20 protein-coding genes (1 of these 20 running past the window's edge) are annotated in these 17,920 nt (G+C 60.6%); 17 read left to right on the plus strand and 3 right to left on the minus strand.

What is annotated here, in order from left to right; all coding sequences use genetic code 11:
• The first annotated feature begins 35 nt into the window (after positions 1-35).
• The gene (locus tag A6764_RS03435) at positions 36-689 is read left to right on the plus strand and encodes an HD domain-containing protein (protein WP_413541967.1); all 654 of its coding nucleotides are present in this window, start codon (positions 36-38) and stop codon (positions 687-689) included.
• A 112-nt stretch (positions 690-801) separates the two neighbouring features.
• Here the strand turns inward: A6764_RS03435 and A6764_RS03440 are convergent, their stop codons facing one another.
• From A6764_RS03440 to A6764_RS03450, 3 genes are read right to left on the minus strand one after another with little or no spacing between them, the layout of a single operon-like run.
• Positions 802-930, minus strand: coding sequence for a hypothetical protein (locus A6764_RS03440; RefSeq protein WP_255309705.1), 129 nt, complete (start codon positions 928-930; stop codon positions 802-804).
• A 2-nt stretch (positions 931-932) separates the two neighbouring features.
• Positions 933-1,544: an accessory gene regulator ArgB-like protein gene (locus A6764_RS03445; protein ID WP_065067350.1), complete on the minus strand. Its 612-nt coding sequence runs from the start codon at positions 1,542-1,544 to the stop codon at positions 933-935.
• A gap of 14 nt (positions 1,545-1,558) precedes the next feature.
• On the minus strand, positions 1,559-2,902 hold the full coding sequence (locus A6764_RS03450; RefSeq protein WP_029100250.1) for a sensor histidine kinase: 1,344 nt from the start codon (positions 2,900-2,902) through the stop codon (positions 1,559-1,561).
• 228 nt (positions 2,903-3,130) lie between these two features.
• Between A6764_RS03450 and hprK the strand changes: the two genes are divergently transcribed.
• The 16 genes from hprK to A6764_RS03530 form a co-directional block, all read left to right on the plus strand.
• Complete coding sequence (gene hprK, locus A6764_RS03455) at positions 3,131-4,066, plus strand: HPr(Ser) kinase/phosphatase (protein ID WP_029100249.1); 936 nt, start codon at positions 3,131-3,133, stop codon at positions 4,064-4,066.
• 25 nt (positions 4,067-4,091) lie between these two features.
• Complete coding sequence (locus tag A6764_RS03460) at positions 4,092-4,592, plus strand: acyltransferase (protein WP_029100248.1); 501 nt, start codon at positions 4,092-4,094, stop codon at positions 4,590-4,592.
• Positions 4,593-4,823: 231 nt separating this feature from the next.
• Positions 4,824-5,999, plus strand: a complete 1,176-nt coding sequence (locus A6764_RS03465) for an ATP phosphoribosyltransferase regulatory subunit (protein ID WP_065067349.1) — start codon at positions 4,824-4,826, stop codon at positions 5,997-5,999.
• Positions 6,000-6,002: 3 nt separating this feature from the next.
• Complete coding sequence (gene hisG / locus A6764_RS03470; RefSeq protein WP_029100246.1) at positions 6,003-6,644, plus strand: ATP phosphoribosyltransferase; 642 nt, start codon at positions 6,003-6,005, stop codon at positions 6,642-6,644.
• Positions 6,645-6,682: 38 nt separating this feature from the next.
• Entirely contained in the window at positions 6,683-7,981 is a 1,299-nt protein-coding gene (gene hisD, locus A6764_RS03475) for a histidinol dehydrogenase (RefSeq protein WP_029100245.1), read from the plus strand.
• Positions 7,978-8,574, plus strand: a complete 597-nt coding sequence (gene hisB, locus A6764_RS03480; protein ID WP_029100244.1) for an imidazoleglycerol-phosphate dehydratase HisB — start codon at positions 7,978-7,980, stop codon at positions 8,572-8,574. The genes hisD and hisB overlap by 4 nt, the downstream gene beginning before the upstream one ends.
• 2 nt (positions 8,575-8,576) lie before the next feature.
• Positions 8,577-9,194: an imidazole glycerol phosphate synthase subunit HisH gene (gene hisH, locus A6764_RS03485; RefSeq protein ID WP_065067348.1), complete on the plus strand. Its 618-nt coding sequence runs from the start codon at positions 8,577-8,579 to the stop codon at positions 9,192-9,194.
• Positions 9,191-9,928: a 1-(5-phosphoribosyl)-5-[(5-phosphoribosylamino)methylideneamino]imidazole-4-carboxamide isomerase gene (gene hisA, locus A6764_RS03490; protein WP_264622396.1), complete on the plus strand. Its 738-nt coding sequence runs from the start codon at positions 9,191-9,193 to the stop codon at positions 9,926-9,928. The genes hisH and hisA overlap by 4 nt, the downstream gene beginning before the upstream one ends.
• Position 9,929: 1 nt before the next feature.
• A complete protein-coding gene (hisF, locus tag A6764_RS03495; protein WP_029100241.1) occupies positions 9,930-10,688 on the plus strand; it encodes an imidazole glycerol phosphate synthase subunit HisF in 759 nt (252 codons plus the stop codon).
• On the plus strand, positions 10,685-11,338 hold the full coding sequence (gene hisIE / locus A6764_RS03500) for a bifunctional phosphoribosyl-AMP cyclohydrolase/phosphoribosyl-ATP diphosphatase HisIE (protein WP_065067347.1): 654 nt from the start codon (positions 10,685-10,687) through the stop codon (positions 11,336-11,338). Before hisF ends, hisIE begins: the two co-directional genes overlap by 4 nt.
• 148 nt (positions 11,339-11,486) lie before the next feature.
• On the plus strand, positions 11,487-11,939 hold the full coding sequence (locus A6764_RS03505; RefSeq protein ID WP_083989832.1) for a GNAT family N-acetyltransferase: 453 nt from the start codon (positions 11,487-11,489) through the stop codon (positions 11,937-11,939).
• A gap of 30 nt (positions 11,940-11,969) precedes the next feature.
• Positions 11,970-13,910 (plus strand): transporter substrate-binding domain-containing protein, encoded by a 1,941-nt coding sequence (locus A6764_RS03510; protein WP_264622397.1) that lies wholly within the window; start codon positions 11,970-11,972, stop codon positions 13,908-13,910.
• Positions 13,885-15,261 carry a sigma-54-dependent transcriptional regulator gene (locus tag A6764_RS03515; protein ID WP_029100239.1) on the plus strand — a complete coding sequence of 459 codons (1,377 nt, stop codon included), beginning with the start codon at positions 13,885-13,887 and terminating at the stop codon, positions 15,259-15,261. The genes A6764_RS03510 and A6764_RS03515 overlap by 26 nt, the downstream gene beginning before the upstream one ends.
• Positions 15,262-15,438: 177 nt before the next feature.
• Positions 15,439-16,437: a TAXI family TRAP transporter solute-binding subunit gene (locus A6764_RS03520; protein WP_319800800.1), complete on the plus strand. Its 999-nt coding sequence runs from the start codon at positions 15,439-15,441 to the stop codon at positions 16,435-16,437.
• Between the two features lie 51 nt (positions 16,438-16,488).
• Positions 16,489-16,992 carry a DUF1850 domain-containing protein gene (locus A6764_RS03525; protein WP_065067343.1) on the plus strand — a complete coding sequence of 168 codons (504 nt, stop codon included), beginning with the start codon at positions 16,489-16,491 and terminating at the stop codon, positions 16,990-16,992.
• A protein-coding gene (locus A6764_RS03530) for a TRAP transporter permease (RefSeq protein ID WP_029100236.1) crosses the window boundary here: on the plus strand, positions 16,993-17,920 show its 5' portion. 1,040 nt of this gene lie beyond the right edge of the window; the window shows 928 of its 1,968 coding nt (coding positions 1-928); it begins with the start codon at positions 16,993-16,995; its stop codon lies beyond the right edge, outside the window.

Genomic DNA, 17,920 nt, shown 5'->3' on the forward strand with positions numbered 1-17,920 from the left:
TGAGGAGCGATGCGGTCCGGGCGGAACCGGATCGAATGGACCAAAGGGGCGAGGAGAGCATGGAGTACGCGGCAGAGGCGCTGGCTTCGCTGCCGCCGCGGCTGGTGGAAACGGCGCGGCGCTATTTTGACGGACAGGACCCGGCCCACGACTGGCAGCACAATCTGCGGGTGATCGCCCTGTGCGAGCGAATCGGGCGGGAGGAAGGAGCGGACATGACCGTCCTTCGTCTCGCCGCGCTGCTGCACGACATCGGCCGCGCCGAGGAGAGGCGGACCGGAGAATGCCACGCGGAAATCAGCGCGCGTGAAGCGGCTGTGCTGCTGCGCGACGAAGGAATGGACGAGGGGCTGATCGCCCGCGTCCAGAGCGCGATTCTTGCTCACCGCTATCGCAAGGAAAGGCCGCCGGTGACGCGGGAAGAGCAGATTTTGTTTGACGCCGACAAACTGGATTCCATCGGCGCCATCGGCGTGGCCCGGGCGTTTGCCTACTCCGGGGTGATCGGTCAGCCGATCCATTCCGACGACCCGGACCAGCACACGCCGGCCAAGGAGTTCGAGTGGAAGCTGAGCCGATTGAAGGACAGGTTGATGACACCGGCCGCCCGGCGGATCGCCGAAGAGCGGCACCGCTTCATGGTCCAATTTTTTGAGCGGTGGGAGTTGGAACTGCGCGGGGTGCGGTGAACAACCGGCAGCCGATCCGGACGATGCTTCCCCTCCCTGCGAACAAGATAACGCTGGTGAAAAAGAACAGGTCCACTCGTTTAGGGAGTGGACCTGTTCTGTTCTGTATGATCTATGCTAGTTCATCGCGCTGTTCCGGCGGAAGCGGTTCGTAAAAGACGCCAACTTTCAGAATGCCAGCGAGATTCAGTGCTGACAGGGAAGCAAAAAAACCACACGACAGCTTTACCAGTTTCTTCATCACTACCACCCTTTCGAAAAGGTTTTTTCCAGGCGGGCTACCAGCCGGAATGCGACCGGATGGAGCAGCAAGGATTGAAGAAAAACAGCCAGTGTGTAGGTTATCGCTAGTCTATAGGAGAATTCTACCAGGACCAGCGATAGAAAGCAAGCGCATCCCAGCAGACTGAACGCAATTTTTCTGCTTGTTTGCCGGACGCTTGGCTGATAGTTGACGTAGCTGTGCGCAGCGGGCGCGTGTCGATAATAGATGACAAACGCCGTGCCAAACGAGAGCAGGATCAGCGCATAGGCCGCTGCTGGCGGCAGCAGCGGAACGTGTTTGACCAGATAGCCGCCCCCCAGCATAATCAGGAGGCCGGCGATCAGGCATGTCCACGGATTTTTCAAGTGGACGCCCCCGGTGATCACGCGATGCAGGAAAAGGATAAAGGCAAAACACAGGGTTTCCGGGAAGATCCCGAGCAGCCAGGCTGCGAGCAGCAGCACGGCGGCGTTGATCAGATTGAGCAGAAAAATCTCGATGCCGTGGGAGATCTGGCCTGCCGTATAAGGCGAACCTTCCATGGTCAGGCGTTTGGCGATGCGATTGGATACTTTCCGGGTCCAGCCCATCAGAACCCCTCCTTTTATTTGGAGAGAAAAGAAATGCGGAAACTGGTCACGCCATTCTCGGACTTCACCGCAATCTTGCCGCCGTAGCGTTCGGTCACCGATTTGACCACCGCCAGACCGACTCCGCCCTCACCGTCCTTTTTCGTGGTATAGCCCAGTTGAAAGATTTCCTGCAGTTTTTCTTTCGGGATTGTCGGACCGCTGTTCTCGATGTACAGGTATTGTTCCTTGTTGGTTTGCCCCCACTCAAAGCGTATGTAACGATCCTCCTCCAACTCGTGGGAGGTGGCCCGAATGGCATTGTCAAACAGGTTGCCCAGCACCTTGATCAAGTCGTAGGTCTTGATAAATGAAAACTGACCGGAGCCGGAGATGGTAATGGTACACGAAATCCGTTCGGCCAGACAGATTGCCATTTTGGACTGAAGCAGGGAAGAGACTGCGGGATTTTTGATGCCTTCCAGCACCTGCACGCTCGCCTCCGCCGCCTGTTCGATGGAGACGGTCTCCTTCAGGATTTGCTGTACGTATTCGCGAGCGTGATCGTGCAATCCTTCTTTGATAAAACCGTTGATCGCCGTGTAATGGTTGAGTGAATCGTGCTTGAGCGAACGGATGGCCGTCAGCAGGTCGTTGATGTTTTGCAGATAAGGCGTTTCCGTCTCTTCTTCGACACGGTTGATCGTCAAATTGATATAGATTCGAAACAGAATCACAATGACGATAAACAAGGCCAGAATCAAAAGCTGAAAGACCAATTGAAATTGGGGCGTGTAAAATTGGAAGAGCGGCGAGTTGTTGTCCCGGATGAAAAAGGACGTATTCATAAACAGGATCAGCAAAAACTCGACGCTGCCCATCAGAATCAGCATCAACAGGTAGCGGTTGTGCCGATTCCGGGGAATGAGCCGTCCCAAGTCCACTTTCAGCACGCGCAAGATACTGGTGAACAGGAACAGGACGAGCAGATAGAGAAAACTGGCGGCGTACTGCAGCCACTTGCCTTCCAGGATGTCGATCCAGTAGATATGTTGACTGTTAAAAATCATGAAGAGAACAAATTCCGACATGATCATGCTGCCCATGGCAGCCGTCGCCATCGCTACGGACAGCAGCAGTCTCGTGCGGAAAACAACACGCAGCAAAAGTATGTAAAAGAGAAACATCAACAAGATTTTCGGTTGATACGCGACCTGCGACAAGCCCAGAATTTCTCCGGCGGCGGAAAACGGCATGCTGAAAAACAAGGCTTTCTTCCAATCTTCGAAGACGGAACGATTGAAGACGGCAAAACCTATGGCCAGCAACAAGAAGGCTTCGGGTACGTCAATAAGTACGAATCGCAAGAGGAACTCCAAGGTCTTGCCTCCTTTCAATCTAGACCAGGGTATGTAGCTGAATGTAACGCTTCTATAATAATATATATAACACGGTTCAGCGGCATCATTTCTATCTTATGAAATAAGTCGAAAAATGTAAATGATGCGACAATTCTGCATTTGACCAAAGGTTGTCGCTTTGGCGGCCGTTTCGCTACAATGAAAATACAGAAACAGGACGAGGATATTGCCCAAGGGGGATCAAACGTGCGCAAGACAAAAGTGAGTCATCTGGCAGAGCATTTCCATATGAAAGTGTTAAGCGGCGAAGAGGGGCTGGGCCGGGAGATTACCGTTACGGATTTGAGCCGGCCGGGACTGCAGCTCGCCGGCTACTACTCCTATTACGCGGACGAACGGATCCAACTCCTCGGCTTGACGGAAATCAACTTTTTTCAGACGTTGAGCCGGGAAGAACGGCTGGAACGGATGCGCTTCTTGATGCAGGAGCGGACGCCCTGTTTTTGTGTGACGCGCAACCAGCCGGTCCCGGAAGAAGTGCTGGAGGTCTCCAACGAACGCGGCGTTCCCGTGCTGCAATCCCCGCTGGCGACGACCACCCTGGTCGGAAAAGTGACCAACTACCTGGAAAACCGGCTGGCGCCGACGACGACGATCCACGGCGTGCTCACCGATATTTACGGGGTGGGCGTGCTGATCATCGGTTCGAGCGGGATCGGCAAAAGCGAGGCGGCGCTGGAGCTGGTGAAGCGGGGGCACCGCCTGGTGGCGGATGACGCCGTGGAGATTCGCCAGACCCAGGGCGGCCAACTGGTCGGCAGCGCGCCGGAGCTGATCCAGCATCTGCTGGAGATCCGCGGGGTCGGGATCATCAACGTGATGACGATGTTCGGTGCCGGCGCCGTGCGCAATGTGAAGAACATCGCCATGGTGGTCCAACTGGAGCTGTGGGAACCGCACAAGCAGTACGAGCGGTTGGGACTGGATGAAGAAAAAATCAAGATCATGGACACGGAAATCCCGATCATTACCGTGCCGGTCCGCCCCGGCCGCAACCTGGCCGTCATCATCGAGGTGGCGGCGATGAATTTCCGTTTGAAGCGGATGGGCTACAATGCCGCCGTCCACTTTTCCAAGAAACAGTCTGACATGATCCTGGAAGACAGCGATTCCGACTTGTAGAAGGCGAGGCAGAAAGGACGAGCAGATGAGACAGACCAGGCGCTTTCCCGTCCACGGGGCCAACCCGTTGTGGCAGTTGTACCGAACCGTCAGCTTTTGGAAAGTGGTCAAAAACTTTCTCGTGATTCAGATCGCCCGCTATACGCCGTTTCTCTCCTGGAAAAACTGGCTCTATCGGACCTTTTTGCGCATGGAGGTGGGGGAGCAGACGGCTGTGGCCCTGATGGTGATGATGGACATCATGTTTCCCGAACTGATCAAAATCGGCCGCAACTGCGTCATCGGCTACAACACCACGATCCTTGCCCACGAATATCTGGTGGACGAATACCGGCTGGGCGAGGTGCGCATCGGCGACCGCGTGCTGGTGGGAGCCAACTCCACCATTCTGCCGGGCGTGACGATCGGCGACGGGGCGATCGTCGCGGCAGGCACCGTCGTGCACAAAGACGTGCCGCCTGGTGCGTTTGTCGGCGGCAATCCGATGCAGATCATCCGGGAAGCAGGTTCCGACCGGCCGGAGTAGTTGCGGGATGATTGTTTCGTCAGAAGCCCCAGACGCTGTTTGATGAAAAACGCGTCCGGGGCTTTTCGCTGTTTCCGGACGCTGCGCTCGTTTTCGGCCGAGATGATTGAATTGCCCGATAATTCCTGTTGCGGTTGACGGCCGGGAGTTTCCGTGATAATCTTCTACATAACACTTTAGTTTGCTACCATATTAGCAGAGTAAAGCGAAATCGGTGTGGAGGGAAGAGCGATGACAAAGCCGTTGGGATTTGAAAAACCGCTGGGGATGCGGGACATACTGCCGGAATCACTGGCGAGACAACGGCATTTGGAGCGGGCGCTCCGGCAGTGCATTGAACGGTGGGGATACCGGGAGATCGTCACCCCGTCGCTCGAATATTTCGACACGGTGGGGATGGCGAGCGCGACGCTGACCGACCGGATGTTCCGGCTGCTGGACAAACAGGGTCACACCGTCGTGCTGCGGCCGGACATGACGACGCCGATCGCCCGCGTCGTGTCTTCTTTATATAAGGATGTGCCGCTGCCGATTCGCCTGTATTACCAGACCAACGTATTCCGTGCCCAGGAAAAGGAAGCGGGCCGCAACGCGGAGTTTTTCCAGACGGGCATCGAACTGGTCGGGGACGGGACCGTGGACGCCGACGCGGAGGCGATTGCCCTCGCCGTGTTCTGTCTGCGGGCGGCCGGGGTGGAGACGTTCCGGATCGCGATCGGCCATGTTGACTTTGTCGAGGGACTGCTGGAGGAGACGGCGCCGGACGAGGCGGTGCGCGGCCAGTTCCGCCGGTTCCTGTACGAGCGGGATTTTGTCGGATTCCGGCAGTTGGCCGACGAATTGGACATTTCGGCGGAAGATCGGCGCCGGCTGCATGCGCTGCTGCGGCTGCGCGGGGGCAAAGGCAAGATTGCCGAAGCCCGCGAGCTGACGGCGAACGGCAAAGCGCGCCGGGCCGTCGAGAACGTCTTCTCGCTGTGGCAGGCGCTGGAGGCGTACGGCGTGACCGATGCGCTGCTGCTCGATTTCAACCTGATCAGCAACCTGGACTACTACACGGGCGTCGTGTTTGAAGGATATGCGGCCGATCTGGGCTCGCCGCTGGTGGGAGGCGGCCGCTACGACCGCTTGCTGGCCCAGTTTGGACGGCCCGCGCCGGCGACCGGTTTTGCCATTAAAATGGACCGGCTGATGCAGGTGACGTCGCTGGCCCCGTCGCCGGAACAGCCGCCCGTGCTGCTCTGCTACACGGAAGAACGGCGCAAAGACGGGCTGGCCGAGGCGCAGCGGCTGCGTCAGGAGGGACGGGTCGTCGTGACGCGGTTGGTGCGCGACCAGGCGGAGACGGCGGTGTGCCGGGAGCAGGCCGACGGCGAGTTTATCTGCCTTACGGGACAGGGGGAGTAGGAGATGAGTCTTTCCGACAATGCGCAAAAATTGACGATTGCCATGCCGAAAGGGCGGATCTTTGAGGAAGCGGTCCACTTTTTGCAGCAGGCTGGCCTGCAGGTGACGGCGGAACTGCAGGATTCCCGCAAACTGATCATCCCGGTCGAAAACGCCAGCCTGGAGTTTATCCTGGCCAAGCCGACGGACGTGCCCACCTACGTGGAATACGGCGTGGCCGATGTCGGGGTGGTGGGAAAAGACGTGCTGCTGGAAGAGGAGCGGGACGTGTACGAACTGCTCAATTTGCGCATCGGCCGCTGCCGCATGGTGGTGGCCGGCCTGCCCGGCTGGAGACAGACCGAGGCGCCCCGCGTTGCCACCAAGTACCCGCGCATTGCCTCCCGCTATTTTCGCGAGCAGGGGCAGCAGGTCGAGGTGATCAAGCTGAACGGTTCCGTTGAGCTGGCCCCGCTGATCGGGCTGGCGGACAGGATCGTGGACATCGTCTCCACCGGCCGCACGCTGAAAGAAAACGGGCTGGTGGAACTGGAACACATCTGCGACATTACCACCCGCCTGATCGCCAACCGGGCCAGCTACCGGATGAAGAGCGAGGCCGTGGACGACATCGCGCAAAAATTCTGGGAGGCCATCCCCCGCTGAGCCCCCAATCGTTAGGAAAGGAGAGGTGACCGGCAATGATGCGAATTGTGCAAGCCAATCAGTTCGACGCGAAACGATCGGTGGAAACGGGAACGCGCGAACAGCAGGAAGCGGTGCGGGCCATTCTGGCCGACGTGCGGGAGCGGGGAGACGAGGCTGTCCGGGCATATACGGAGCGGTTTGACCGGGTCCGGCTGGAGAACTTTCGGGTGAGCGAGGCGGAATACGCCGAGGCGGAGGCGCTGGTGGCCCCCGCAGTGAAAGCCGCGCTGACGGAAGCGGCGGCCAACATCCGCGATTTTCACCAGCGGCAGGTGCGCCAGTCGTGGTTTACCGCCAAGGAAAGCGGCACCGTGCTGGGGCAGATCGTCCGGCCGCTGAAGCGCGTCGGCCTGTACGTGCCCGGCGGGACGGCCGCCTATCCGTCCAGCGTGCTGATGAACGCCATCCCGGCCAAGATTGCCGGCGTCCCGGAAGTGGTCATTGCCACGCCGCCGGGACCGGATGGCAGGATCAATCCGGCGATTCTGGTGGCGGCCGGCATCGCCGGCGTGAACGAAATCTACAAGGTGGGCGGCGCGCAGGCGATCGCCGCCCTCACCTACGGCACCGCGCAGATCAAGCCGGTGGACAAAATCGTCGGGCCGGGAAACATTTTCGTGGCGCTGGCGAAACGGGAGGTATTCGGCCTGGTCAGCATCGACATGGTGGCCGGCCCGAGCGAGATCGTCGTGCTGGCTGACGAGACGGCCAACCCGCGTTACGTGGCCGCCGACCTGCTGTCCCAGGCGGAGCACGATCCGATGTCGGCCGCCGTGCTGGTGACGCCGTCCCGCGCGCTGGCGGAAGCGGTGGCACAGGAAGTGGAGCGGCAGTTGACCGAACTGCCCCGCCGCCAGATCGCTGAGGCGGCGCTGCGCGATTATGGCGCCATTTTGCTGGTGAACGATCTGGACGAGGGATTTGCGGTGATCAACCGGCTCGCCCCCGAGCACCTGGAGATCATGATCGACAACCCGTTTGACCAGTTGGGCAAGGTGGAAAACGCCGGGGCCATTTTCCTCGGACCGTACAGCTCGGAGCCGGTCGGGGACTATTTCGCCGGCACCAACCACGTCATCCCCACCAACGGCACGGCCCGTTTCTCCTCGCCGCTGTCGGTGGACGACTTTGTGAAAAAATCGAGCGTGGTGTCCTACAGCAAACGGGACCTACAAGAGCACGGCCATAAAATCGTCGCCCTGGCGGAACAGGAAGGGCTGGCCGCCCACGGACGGGCCATTCAGGAGCGGCTCAACGACTTTGCCAAAGAAGAGCAGGAGCGTGACCAATCATGAGCGACAACAGACGGGCGGCGCAGATCGCGCGCACGACCAACGAAACGGACATCGCCCTTTCCTTTGCCGTCGACGGCACGGGGGAAAGCAGACAGGACTCCGGCGTGCCGTTTCTCGACCACATGCTGGACCTGTTTACCCGCCACGGTCACTTTGATCTGACCGTGAAGGCAAAAGGGGACATCGAGATCGACTACCACCACACCGTCGAGGACATCGGCATCTGCCTCGGCCAGGCGCTGCGCGAAGCGTTGGGCGACAAAAAGGGCATCAAGCGCTACGGCAACGCCTTCGTGCCGATGGACGACGCACTGGCGCAGGTGGTCATCGACATCAGCAACCGGCCCCACCTGGAGTACCGGGCAGCGTACCCGTCGCCGGTGGTCGGGCAGTTTCCCACCGAGCTGGTGCACGAGTTTCTCTGGAAGTTCGCCCTGGAGGCGCGGATCAACCTGCACGTAATCCTGCACTACGGCCACAATACGCACCACATGATCGAAGCCATTTTCAAAGCGCTCGGCCGCGCCCTGGACGAAGCGACGACGATCGATCCGCGCGTCAAAGGCGTACCGTCCACCAAAGGGGTTTTGTAACGATGATCGGCATTATCGACTACGGCATGGGCAATCTGTACAGCTTGAGCAAAGCGCTGGAACGGCTTGGGTACGCCTATGAGTTCGTCTCCCGCCCGGAGCGGCTGGACGACTTTGTGGGCGTGATCCTGCCGGGAGTCGGGGCGTTTGGCGACGCGATGGCCAACATCCGCCGGCTTGGACTGGAGGAGGGCATCCGCGCGTACGCGGCGTCCGGCCGGCCGGTTCTCGGCATCTGCCTCGGCATGCAGCTCCTGTTTGAAAAAAGCGAAGAGCACGGCACGCACACCGGCCTCTCCCTGTTGGGCGGGGAAGCGGTCCGTTTCCGCGGCGACTACAAGGTGCCGCACATGGGCTGGAACCAACTGCAGGTGAAGCAGGAGCACCCTCTCCTGGAAGGCGTGAAAAGCGGGGATTACGTCTACTTTGTTCACTCCTACCACGTGCGGGTGAGTGATCCGGCCGTGCTGTTGGCGACCAGCGACTACCATCAGGACGTCACCGCCATCGTCGGGCGGGACAACGTGTTCGGCATGCAGTTTCATCCGGAAAAGAGCGGCGACACCGGCATGCGGCTGCTGCGCAACTTTGCCGGACGGTGCGAGGGGGGAAAGGCATGAGGTTTACGATCTATCCGGCTATCGATATTCGCGGCGGCAAATGCGTGCGGCTGTTCCAGGGCGACTACGCGCAGGAGACGGTGTACGCCGATTCGCCGCTGGAGATGGCCCGCCAGTGGGTGGCCCAGGGAGCGTCCTGGCTGCACCTGGTTGACCTGGACGGAGCCAAGGAGGGGCAGCCGGTCAACGGCGAACTGATCAAGGAGATCGCCCGCACCGTGCCGGTACCGGTGCAGGTGGGCGGCGGCATCCGCACGGAAGGGCAGATTGCCGGCTATCTCGAGGCGGGGGTCGCCCGCGTGATTCTCGGCACGGCCGCCATTGAGGACGAGCCGTTTACGGAACGGATTTTGCGCCGGTACGGGAGCAGCGTGGCGATCGGCCTGGACTGCCGCAACGGCATGGTAGCCACCCGCGGCTGGCTGACCACGACGGACGTGTCGGCGGTGGAGCTGGCGAAGCGGCTGGTTTCGTACGGCGCGGAGACGTTCATCTACACGGACATCGCCCGGGACGGCACGCTGACCGGCCCCAACGTGGAGGAGATCGCCGGGCTGGCGAAAGCCACCGGCAAATCGGTGATCGCTTCGGGCGGCGTAAGCGCGCTGGACGATCTGCTGACGCTCGCTGCCTGCACGGCGGACGGCGTCTCGGGGGCGATTGTCGGCAAAGCCCTCTACACGGGCGCGTTCACCTTGGCGGAAGCGGTATCCCGGATGGAGGAGCGTGAGTAGCATGCTGGCCAAACGCATCATTCCCTGTCTGGACGTAAAAGACGGCCGGGTCGTCAAAGGGGTGCAGTTCGTCGGACTGCGGGACGCCGGGGACCCGGTGGAGCTGGCGAAAAAGTACAGCGAAGAAGGGGCGGACGAGCTGGTCTTCCTCGACATCTCTGCCTCCCACGAAGGGCGCAAGACGATGGTGGACGTGATCGAACGGACGGCGGCCAACATCACGATTCCCTTTACCGTCGGCGGCGGGATCAACAGCGTGGAGGACATGAAGCGCATCCTGCGCGCCGGAGCGGATAAAATCTCGCTCAACACGGCGGCGGTGCTGCGGCCGGAGCTGATCCGCGAAGGGGCGACGGTGTTCGGCTCCCAGTGTGTCGTGGTCGCCATCGACGCCCGCCGTGTCGGCCCCGGCCGCTGGGAAGTGTACACCCACGGCGGACGCAACGCCACGGGCCGGGACGTGATCGACTGGGCGCGGGAGGCGGAAGCGCTCGGCGCCGGCGAGATTCTGCTCACCAGCATGGACGACGACGGCGAAAAGAAAGGCTTCGGCGTGGAGCTGACGCGGCTGGTCTCGGAGGCGGTCGGCATTCCGGTGATCGCGTCCGGCGGCGCGGGCGCGCGGGAGCATTTCTACGACGTGCTGACGGAGGGCAAGGCGGACGCCGCCCTGGCCGCGTCCATTTTCCACTACGAAGAGACATCGATTCAGGCGGTCAAAGAGTACCTGCTTGCGAAAGGAGTTGTCGTGCGGCCATGACCCCAACCATTCCCTGGGAGCAATTGCGCTTTGACGAAAACGGGCTGATTCCCGCCATCGTGCAGGACGCGGTAAGCAAAGAGGTGCTGACGCTCGCCTACATGAACAAAGAGTCGCTGGCGAAGTCGCTGGAGACAGGAGAGACGTGGTTCTGGAGTCGTTCGCGGCAGGAACTGTGGCACAAAGGAGCCACGTCCGGCCACACCCAGCGGATTGTGTCCATGCGGTACGACTGTGACGGAGACGCCCTGGTCGTGCAGGTCGTGCCCAACGGCCCCGCCTGCCACACCGGTTCGTACACCTGCTTTGGCGGGGCGATCGCGCACGGAGGGGAAGCGGCGGAGGGAGCGGAGCAGGCGCCCGTCCCTGACCGGTTTGCCATCCTGAACGAGCTGGAGCGGCTGATCGCCTCCCGCGAGGCGGAACGGCCGGAAGGGGCGTACACCACGTATCTGTTTGAAAAGGGCGTCGACAAGATTTTGAAAAAAGTAGGAGAGGAAGCGGCGGAGGTGATCATCGCCGCCAAGAACCGCAGCCACGACGAACTGCGATACGAGGCGGCCGACCTGATCTACCACCTGCTGGTTCTCCTGCGGGAGCAAAAGCTGCCGCTCGACGACGTGCTGGCCGAACTGCGGCGGAGACGTTGACGCCACACGACCACTCCCTTTGCCGGGGAGTGGTTTTTTGCTAGAATGGAAACATCCGCCGAAGGGAAAGGAGTGGTGTTTATGCAGCATGTCTTGAATGATTTTGCAAGCGCTTTCGCATACATCATTTCGAAAGGCGGGGATCCGATTGATCAAAGGAGAGCGAGTGGAGCTGCGCCCGGTCACGGAAGCGGACCTGGTGCGGCTGTTTGAATGGCGAAACGACGAGGAAGTGGCCAGGTGGGCGACCGGTTCGGAGGCGGCCGAATACAGCAACCTGCCGCTGGAATCGCTGCGGGCGATGTACGCGGAGGCCGTGCGCGGCACACGTCCGTCTGACAATTTGCGCGGGTGCGTATTTTCTGTCTACACCCTGGACGGCGTGCAGATCGGCACATGCGATTACCGCGACGTCCGGCCTGTTCCCAAGCAAACCGACGACAGAAGCGATGGATCAGACAGGCGGCGGACATGGCGGCTGAGATGTTACACAACAACTGACCGCTCACACACCTGCACGATGGGACACCTACAGGAGAAAACGCCGGGACGATGGGGGCCTCTGCCAGGCAGGGGCCTCTTCCGGTTGGCGGCCGTGTGAAAGACGAAGCGACGAAAGGAGGACAGCGCTGTGAACCGACGATGGTGGGCCATCGCCCTGCTGGCTTTGGTCTGGCTGTATCCCGCGAATGCGTCAGCCGGCGACGTGCTGCGGGTCGTCTTTGACAAAGAGCTGCCCCCGTTTTCCTACACGGACGAACACGGCGATGTCTCCGGGTTTAACGTCGATTTGATCCGGGCCATCGCCGAGCAAAACGGCTTCGAGCTGGAGTTCGTGCCGCTGGAGTGGGAGGATGCCGTCTCCTACCTGCTGCACGGCAAAGCGGATGTCCTGCTGGGGATGAAATACACCAGCCGGTACGATCGGGTCGTCGACTTCAGCGAATCGTTTTTCACCATGTCCGAGGTGCTGCTGGTTCCGAAAGCCGACAGCGACATCTACACCCTGAACCACTTGAAGGAAAAGGTGGTGGCGGTACAGCGGGGGAATACCGGCATGGAACTGGTGCAGGACATCCGCAGGGTGAAACTGCTCGTCTCCTTCAACCAAAGGGACGCCCTGGACAATCTGATGCGGGGGAGAGCAGACGCGTTTATCGGCAACCGCTGGACCGCCGCCTACTTCCTCGACAAGGCGGGCAGGCGCGACGACTTTGTGATGCGTTCCGGCCTGATCAACCCGACCGACTACGCATTTGCCGTGCGGGAGGGCAATTACGAGCTGCTGGACAAGCTGAACAAAGGACTGAACCAACTGTACCGGGACGGCACCTATACGCGGCTGTACAGCCAGTACTTTGAACCGTATTCGCCGCATGTCACCGACTGGTGGCGAAAACTGGTCATCGCCCTGGTGATCGCGATGGCGATCGTGGTTGTGACGCTGGTGACCATTTTTACCTGGAACAAACGGCTGCAGGAGGAAGTGCGGCGGCAGACGGCGGCGTTGGCCGACCTGCTGGCGTTTCAGCGCAAGGTGCTGGACAACACGGAGAGCGCCATCCTCTCGCTGGACGTGAGCGGCCACGTGACGCTGGTCAATCAGGTGGCCCGCCGGCTGCTGTCCTTGTCCGACGACGTGTTGGGCCGCCACATCTCCTCCCTCTTGCCGCAATTGCCGTTGGAGACGCCGCTGGAGCAGTTGGCCCCTCGTCAGTACGAAGGGGAGTTTCAGTGGGAGCCCGGCTCCATCCGCGTCTTTCACTACTACATGGCGCCGTTTGCCAACGCGTCCCACGAGCACGTGGGATGGATCGTCAGCCTGCAGGACCGGACGGAGCAGAAGCGGCTGCAGGCCCGGCTGGTCGCCCAGGAAAAGATGCGGGCGCTCGGCCAGTTGGTGGCAGGCATCGCCCACGAGCTGCGCAATCCGCTGACCGCGATCAAGACGTTCGTCGAGCTGCTTCCGAAAAAGCTGGACGACGAGCGCTTCCGGGCGGAGCTGCTGCGGTACGTGCCGGAAGAGATGGAGCGGATGAACCGCATTTTGGAGGACCTGCTGGACTACTCCCGTGCCAAGCCGTTGCAGATGCAGAACGTCGAGCTGCGGGAGCTGGTCGGCTCCGTGCTGGGCCTGTTTGCCAGACGGATGGAGCGCGAGCAGGTGGAGGTGGTCGTGGAGGTGCCCGGCGAGCTGGTGATTCGAGCCGACCGCGCCCGGGTGAAGCAGGTGCTGATCAACCTGGTGATGAATGCGCTGGAAGCGATGGCGGCCAGTCCCCGCAAGCGCCTGACCATCCGCGCTGGCGGCGGGGCGGGCGGCGTGGAACTGGCGGTGGGCGACACCGGGGAAGGAATGGACCCGGAGGAGCTGCCCCACCTGTTCCAGCCGTTTTATACGACCAAAGCCCAGGGAATCGGCCTGGGGCTCTACCTGAGCGACAGGATCATGCGGGAGCACGGCGGCCGCATCGAGGCAAACAGCGCGAAGGGGAAGGGAACCACGTTTACGCTATGGTTTGAACGACAGGAAAAGGAGGAGAGCCATGCCCAACTTGCTCATCGTGGATGATGAACCGGCCATCTGCGCCTCGCTGTCGTTTGCGCTGGAAGACGATTACACGGTCTGGACGGCCGGAGACGAGCCGAGCGCGCTGGCCGTCGTCCAGCAGGAAGCGATCGACTGCGTCCTGCTGGACTTGAACCTGGGACACACGTGCGGCCTGGATTTGCTCGCCAAGCTGAAAGGCGTCAAGCCGGATGTGACCGTGATCATGATGACGGCGTACGGCACGATCGAATCCTCCGTCGCCGCCATGAAGGCCGGCGCCTACCACTACCTGACCAAGCCGCTGCACCTGGACGAGGTCAGGCTGCTTTTAAACAAGGCGCTGGAATTTCAGCATCTGCACCGGCAGGTAAAGGTGCTGAGCGAAGCGGTCAAGCAGCAGCAGTCGTATGCCGGGCTCATCGGCAAAAGCCAGCCGATGCAAAAGCTCTACCAGTTGATCGAGAAAGTGAAGGACATCACCTCCAGCATCCTGATCACCGGCGAAAGCGGAACGGGCAAGGAACTGGTGGCCCGGGCCGTCCACTTTCAGGGAAATCGCAGACACGCGCCGTTTTCGGTGGTCAACTGCGCCGCCATCCCGGAGCAGCTCCTGGAAAGCGAGCTGTTCGGCTACGAAAAGGGGGCCTTTACCGGGGCGTTTCAGCGTAAAATCGGACTGTTTGAGCGCTCGCACGGCGGCACGGTGTTTCTCGACGAGATCGGGGAAATGCCGCTGGCCCTGCAGGCCAAGCTGCTGCGCGTCATTCAGGAGCGGACGGTGACGCCGCTCGGCGGTTACGAGGCAAAAGAGGTGGATATCCGCATCATCGCCGCCACCAACCGGAATCTGGAGGAGGAAGTGGCGCGGGGAGCGTTTCGCGAAGACCTGTTTTACCGCCTCAACGTCATCCCGATCCGCACTCCGGCGCTGCGGGAGCGGCGCGAGGACATCCCGCTTTTGATCGAGCACTTCCTCGACCTGTACGCCGTCAATCTGGGCAAGGGAAAGAAAGTGTGCAGCCCGGAGGCGCTCAAACGGTTGTACGCCTACTCCTATCCGGGCAACGTGCGGGAGCTGGCCAACATCGTCGAGTACGCGGTCGCCCTTTCTCAGGGAGAGATCATCACGACAGAGGACCTGCCGTTTTCCGTCAGCGAGCGGCCATCAGGCAGCCGGACGGCCCCTGCCGGACAGGAGGGCGTCTTTATCCCGGCCGGCATGTCCCTGGAGGAGGCGGAGCGGCGGATTATTCTCTACACCCTGGAGCGAAACGGCGGCCACCGGAAAAAGACGGCGGATCAGTTGGGCATCAGCGAGCGGGGGCTGCGGCAAAAACTGAAACAATACCTGGAATCGGAGTCATTCTCGTAATCCATTGTCGAACCGGCAAAAAATTCCGTGCGGGCGGGATTTTTTTGCCGGTTTTTCATAGGCGGCGGCAGGAAAAACGGCAAAATTCGTCGTGTTTCGGCATGCGTGTCAGTTGGCACGACAATTGCTTGCAAGTAGGGGTGTAAACGGTTTCAAACCAGAAAAGGGGGAATTGTCGTGTTGAAGAAAATGCTGACCATCTTGTCTTCCACGCTGCTGGTGCTCTCCGTGGCGGCCTGCAGCAGCCAATCTTCGCCTGCGCCGGGAGGAGGAAGCGCGTCCGGCGGCGCTGCCGAGCAGAAGTTTTTGACCATCGCCACCGGGGGAAGCTCCGGTCCGTACTACACGATCGGCGGCGCGATGGCCAAGATCTACAAGGACAAACTGGGCTACAACGCATCCGTCCAATCCACCGGCGCGTCCGTGGAAAACATCAACCTGCTGAAGACCAAGAAGGCGGACATGGCGTTCGTCATGTCGGACGTGGCCTCGTTTGCCTACAATGGCCAGGAAAACTTCAAGGATACCGGCGCCGTCAAGGACCTGAAGGCCATGGCCGGCCTGTATCTCAACTACGTGCAGATCGTCACGCTGAAAGACCGCAACATCAAATCCGTGGCTGACCTGAAAGGCAAGCGCGTCGGCGTGGGCGCTCCCAACTCCGGGGTGGAGGTAAACGCGCGGATGGTACTGGCCGGGCACGGCCTCACCTACAACGACATCAAGGCGGACTACCTCTCTTACGCCGAGGCGGTCGAGCAGTTGAAGAACAACACGATCGACGCCGCCTTCGTCACATCCGGTCTGCCGAACTCCACGGTGATCGACCTGATGACCACCAAGGACGTGGAGATCGTGCCGATCAAAAAGGAAGACGTGGAGAAAATGGCGCAGCAGTTCCCATTCTTCGTGTCGGCGGAAATTCCGGCGGGCCTGTACAAGAACGACCAGCCGGTGCCGACCGCCGCGATTCGCAACTTGATGCTGGTTCGCGGCGACTTGTCTGACGATCAGGTGTACAAGCTGACCAAGGCCTTCTTTGAAAACCTCGACACGCTGAAGGGCGCCCACAGCGCTGCGAAGGAGATCGACCCGAAGGAAGCAGGCAATAATCTGGTGGTGCCGCTCCATCCGGGGGCTGAAAAATACTTCAAGGAAATCGGCGCTCTCAACTAATCCCGATCATTTTGAAAACAGATACGCCAGGGATGCGGGAGGGATGACAGCATGAAGAGATGGGCGATGCGCGTGTTCCTCCTCATTGTGGGGCTCGTCCTGACAGGGCCCCACCCCTTTTTGCTGCTGAAGGACTTTCATCGGCAGGAGATCATCGGAGCGGTGCCGCTCGGGATGGACGACCGCTTTGAGATGGAATGGGTTCATTCGGTGGAGCTGACCCCGTGGCGGGAAACGTACCGGGTCCATTGGCTGCGCGGCATGGAGCTGGCCGAGACCTCGTTTCAATCGTTTGGAGCGGGCGTTCCGACCGCGTTTGCCGACGCGGTTGTCGCGGTCCACGACGGCTGGATCACGGTATCCGGACTTCACGAACAGCGGGACAGCGTCCTGTATGTCATCTCCCGGAAGGATTACAAGCTGACCGCGGGAGGCCAACAGTGGAAATTATCCGAAGTATTGCCGCTGGGTACGTCGTTGGAGCTGTCAGTCAAGTGGTTCCCGTGGTGGTACCGGTATCTATACAGGTTGAAGCAGAAAGGAAGTGACGTGTAGGTGAGCACGCAGGCAAACCTGCCCAACCAGGAGGAAATCCGCTTGAACGAGAGCAAGGCCCAGGCTGTCCTGGAGGAGTACGACATGGAAGCCCGCTACCGCGTGTTTGAGAAAAAGTGGCTGCGCCTCCTGGTCTCCGGTGTGGCGATCGCTTTTGCCCTGTATCACTTGTACGCCGCGTACGCGATTCCGTTTGTGACCTTGAAGCATCGGTCGCTGCACGTGGCCATCGTGTTATGCCTCATCTTTTTGCTGTACCCGGGCCGAAAAAAGGCGTCCCGCAAACATCTGTCGCTTCTGGACGCGGTGTTGGCCGTGGTGTCTCTGGGCACGGCCGGCTATATTTTTATCTATTACCTGGACATCGTCAACCGCGGAGGGATTCCGTCTGCGCTGGACGTGACCTTTGCCACGATCACCTGTCTCCTGGTGCTGGAAGCGTCCCGCCGCGTGGCCGGCTGGGAGCTGACGGCGATGGCCGCCATTTTTGTCGCGTACGCCTATCTCGGTCCGTACCTGCCGGGCGAATTTGGCCACAGGGGGTATACGCTGAGCGATATCTTCAACTACATGTACGTGACGACGGAAGGGATTTTTGGCGACGCCATCGCGGTATCCGCGTCGTTCATCATTCTGTTCATCATCTTTGGCGCGTTTCTCTCCAAATCCGGCATGGGCACCCTGTTTAACGACCTGTCGCTGGCGCTGGCCGGCAGCAGCAAGGGCGGTCCGGCCAAAGTAGGGGTGATTGCCAGCGCGGTCCACGGGTCGATCAACGGCTCGGCCGTCGCCAGCGTGGTGACGACCGGTTCCTTTACGATTCCGATGATGAAGCGCGTCGGCTACAAGCCGGAGTTCGCCGCGGCAGTGGAAGCAACGGCTGCCGTGGGCGGTCAAATCCTCCCGCCGGTCATGGGAGCGGCCGCTT

Origin of the sequence: Brevibacillus sp. WF146, assembly GCF_001673705.2 — a bacterium.
Classification (GTDB): Bacteria; Bacillota; Bacilli; order Brevibacillales; family Brevibacillaceae; genus Brevibacillus; species Brevibacillus thermoruber.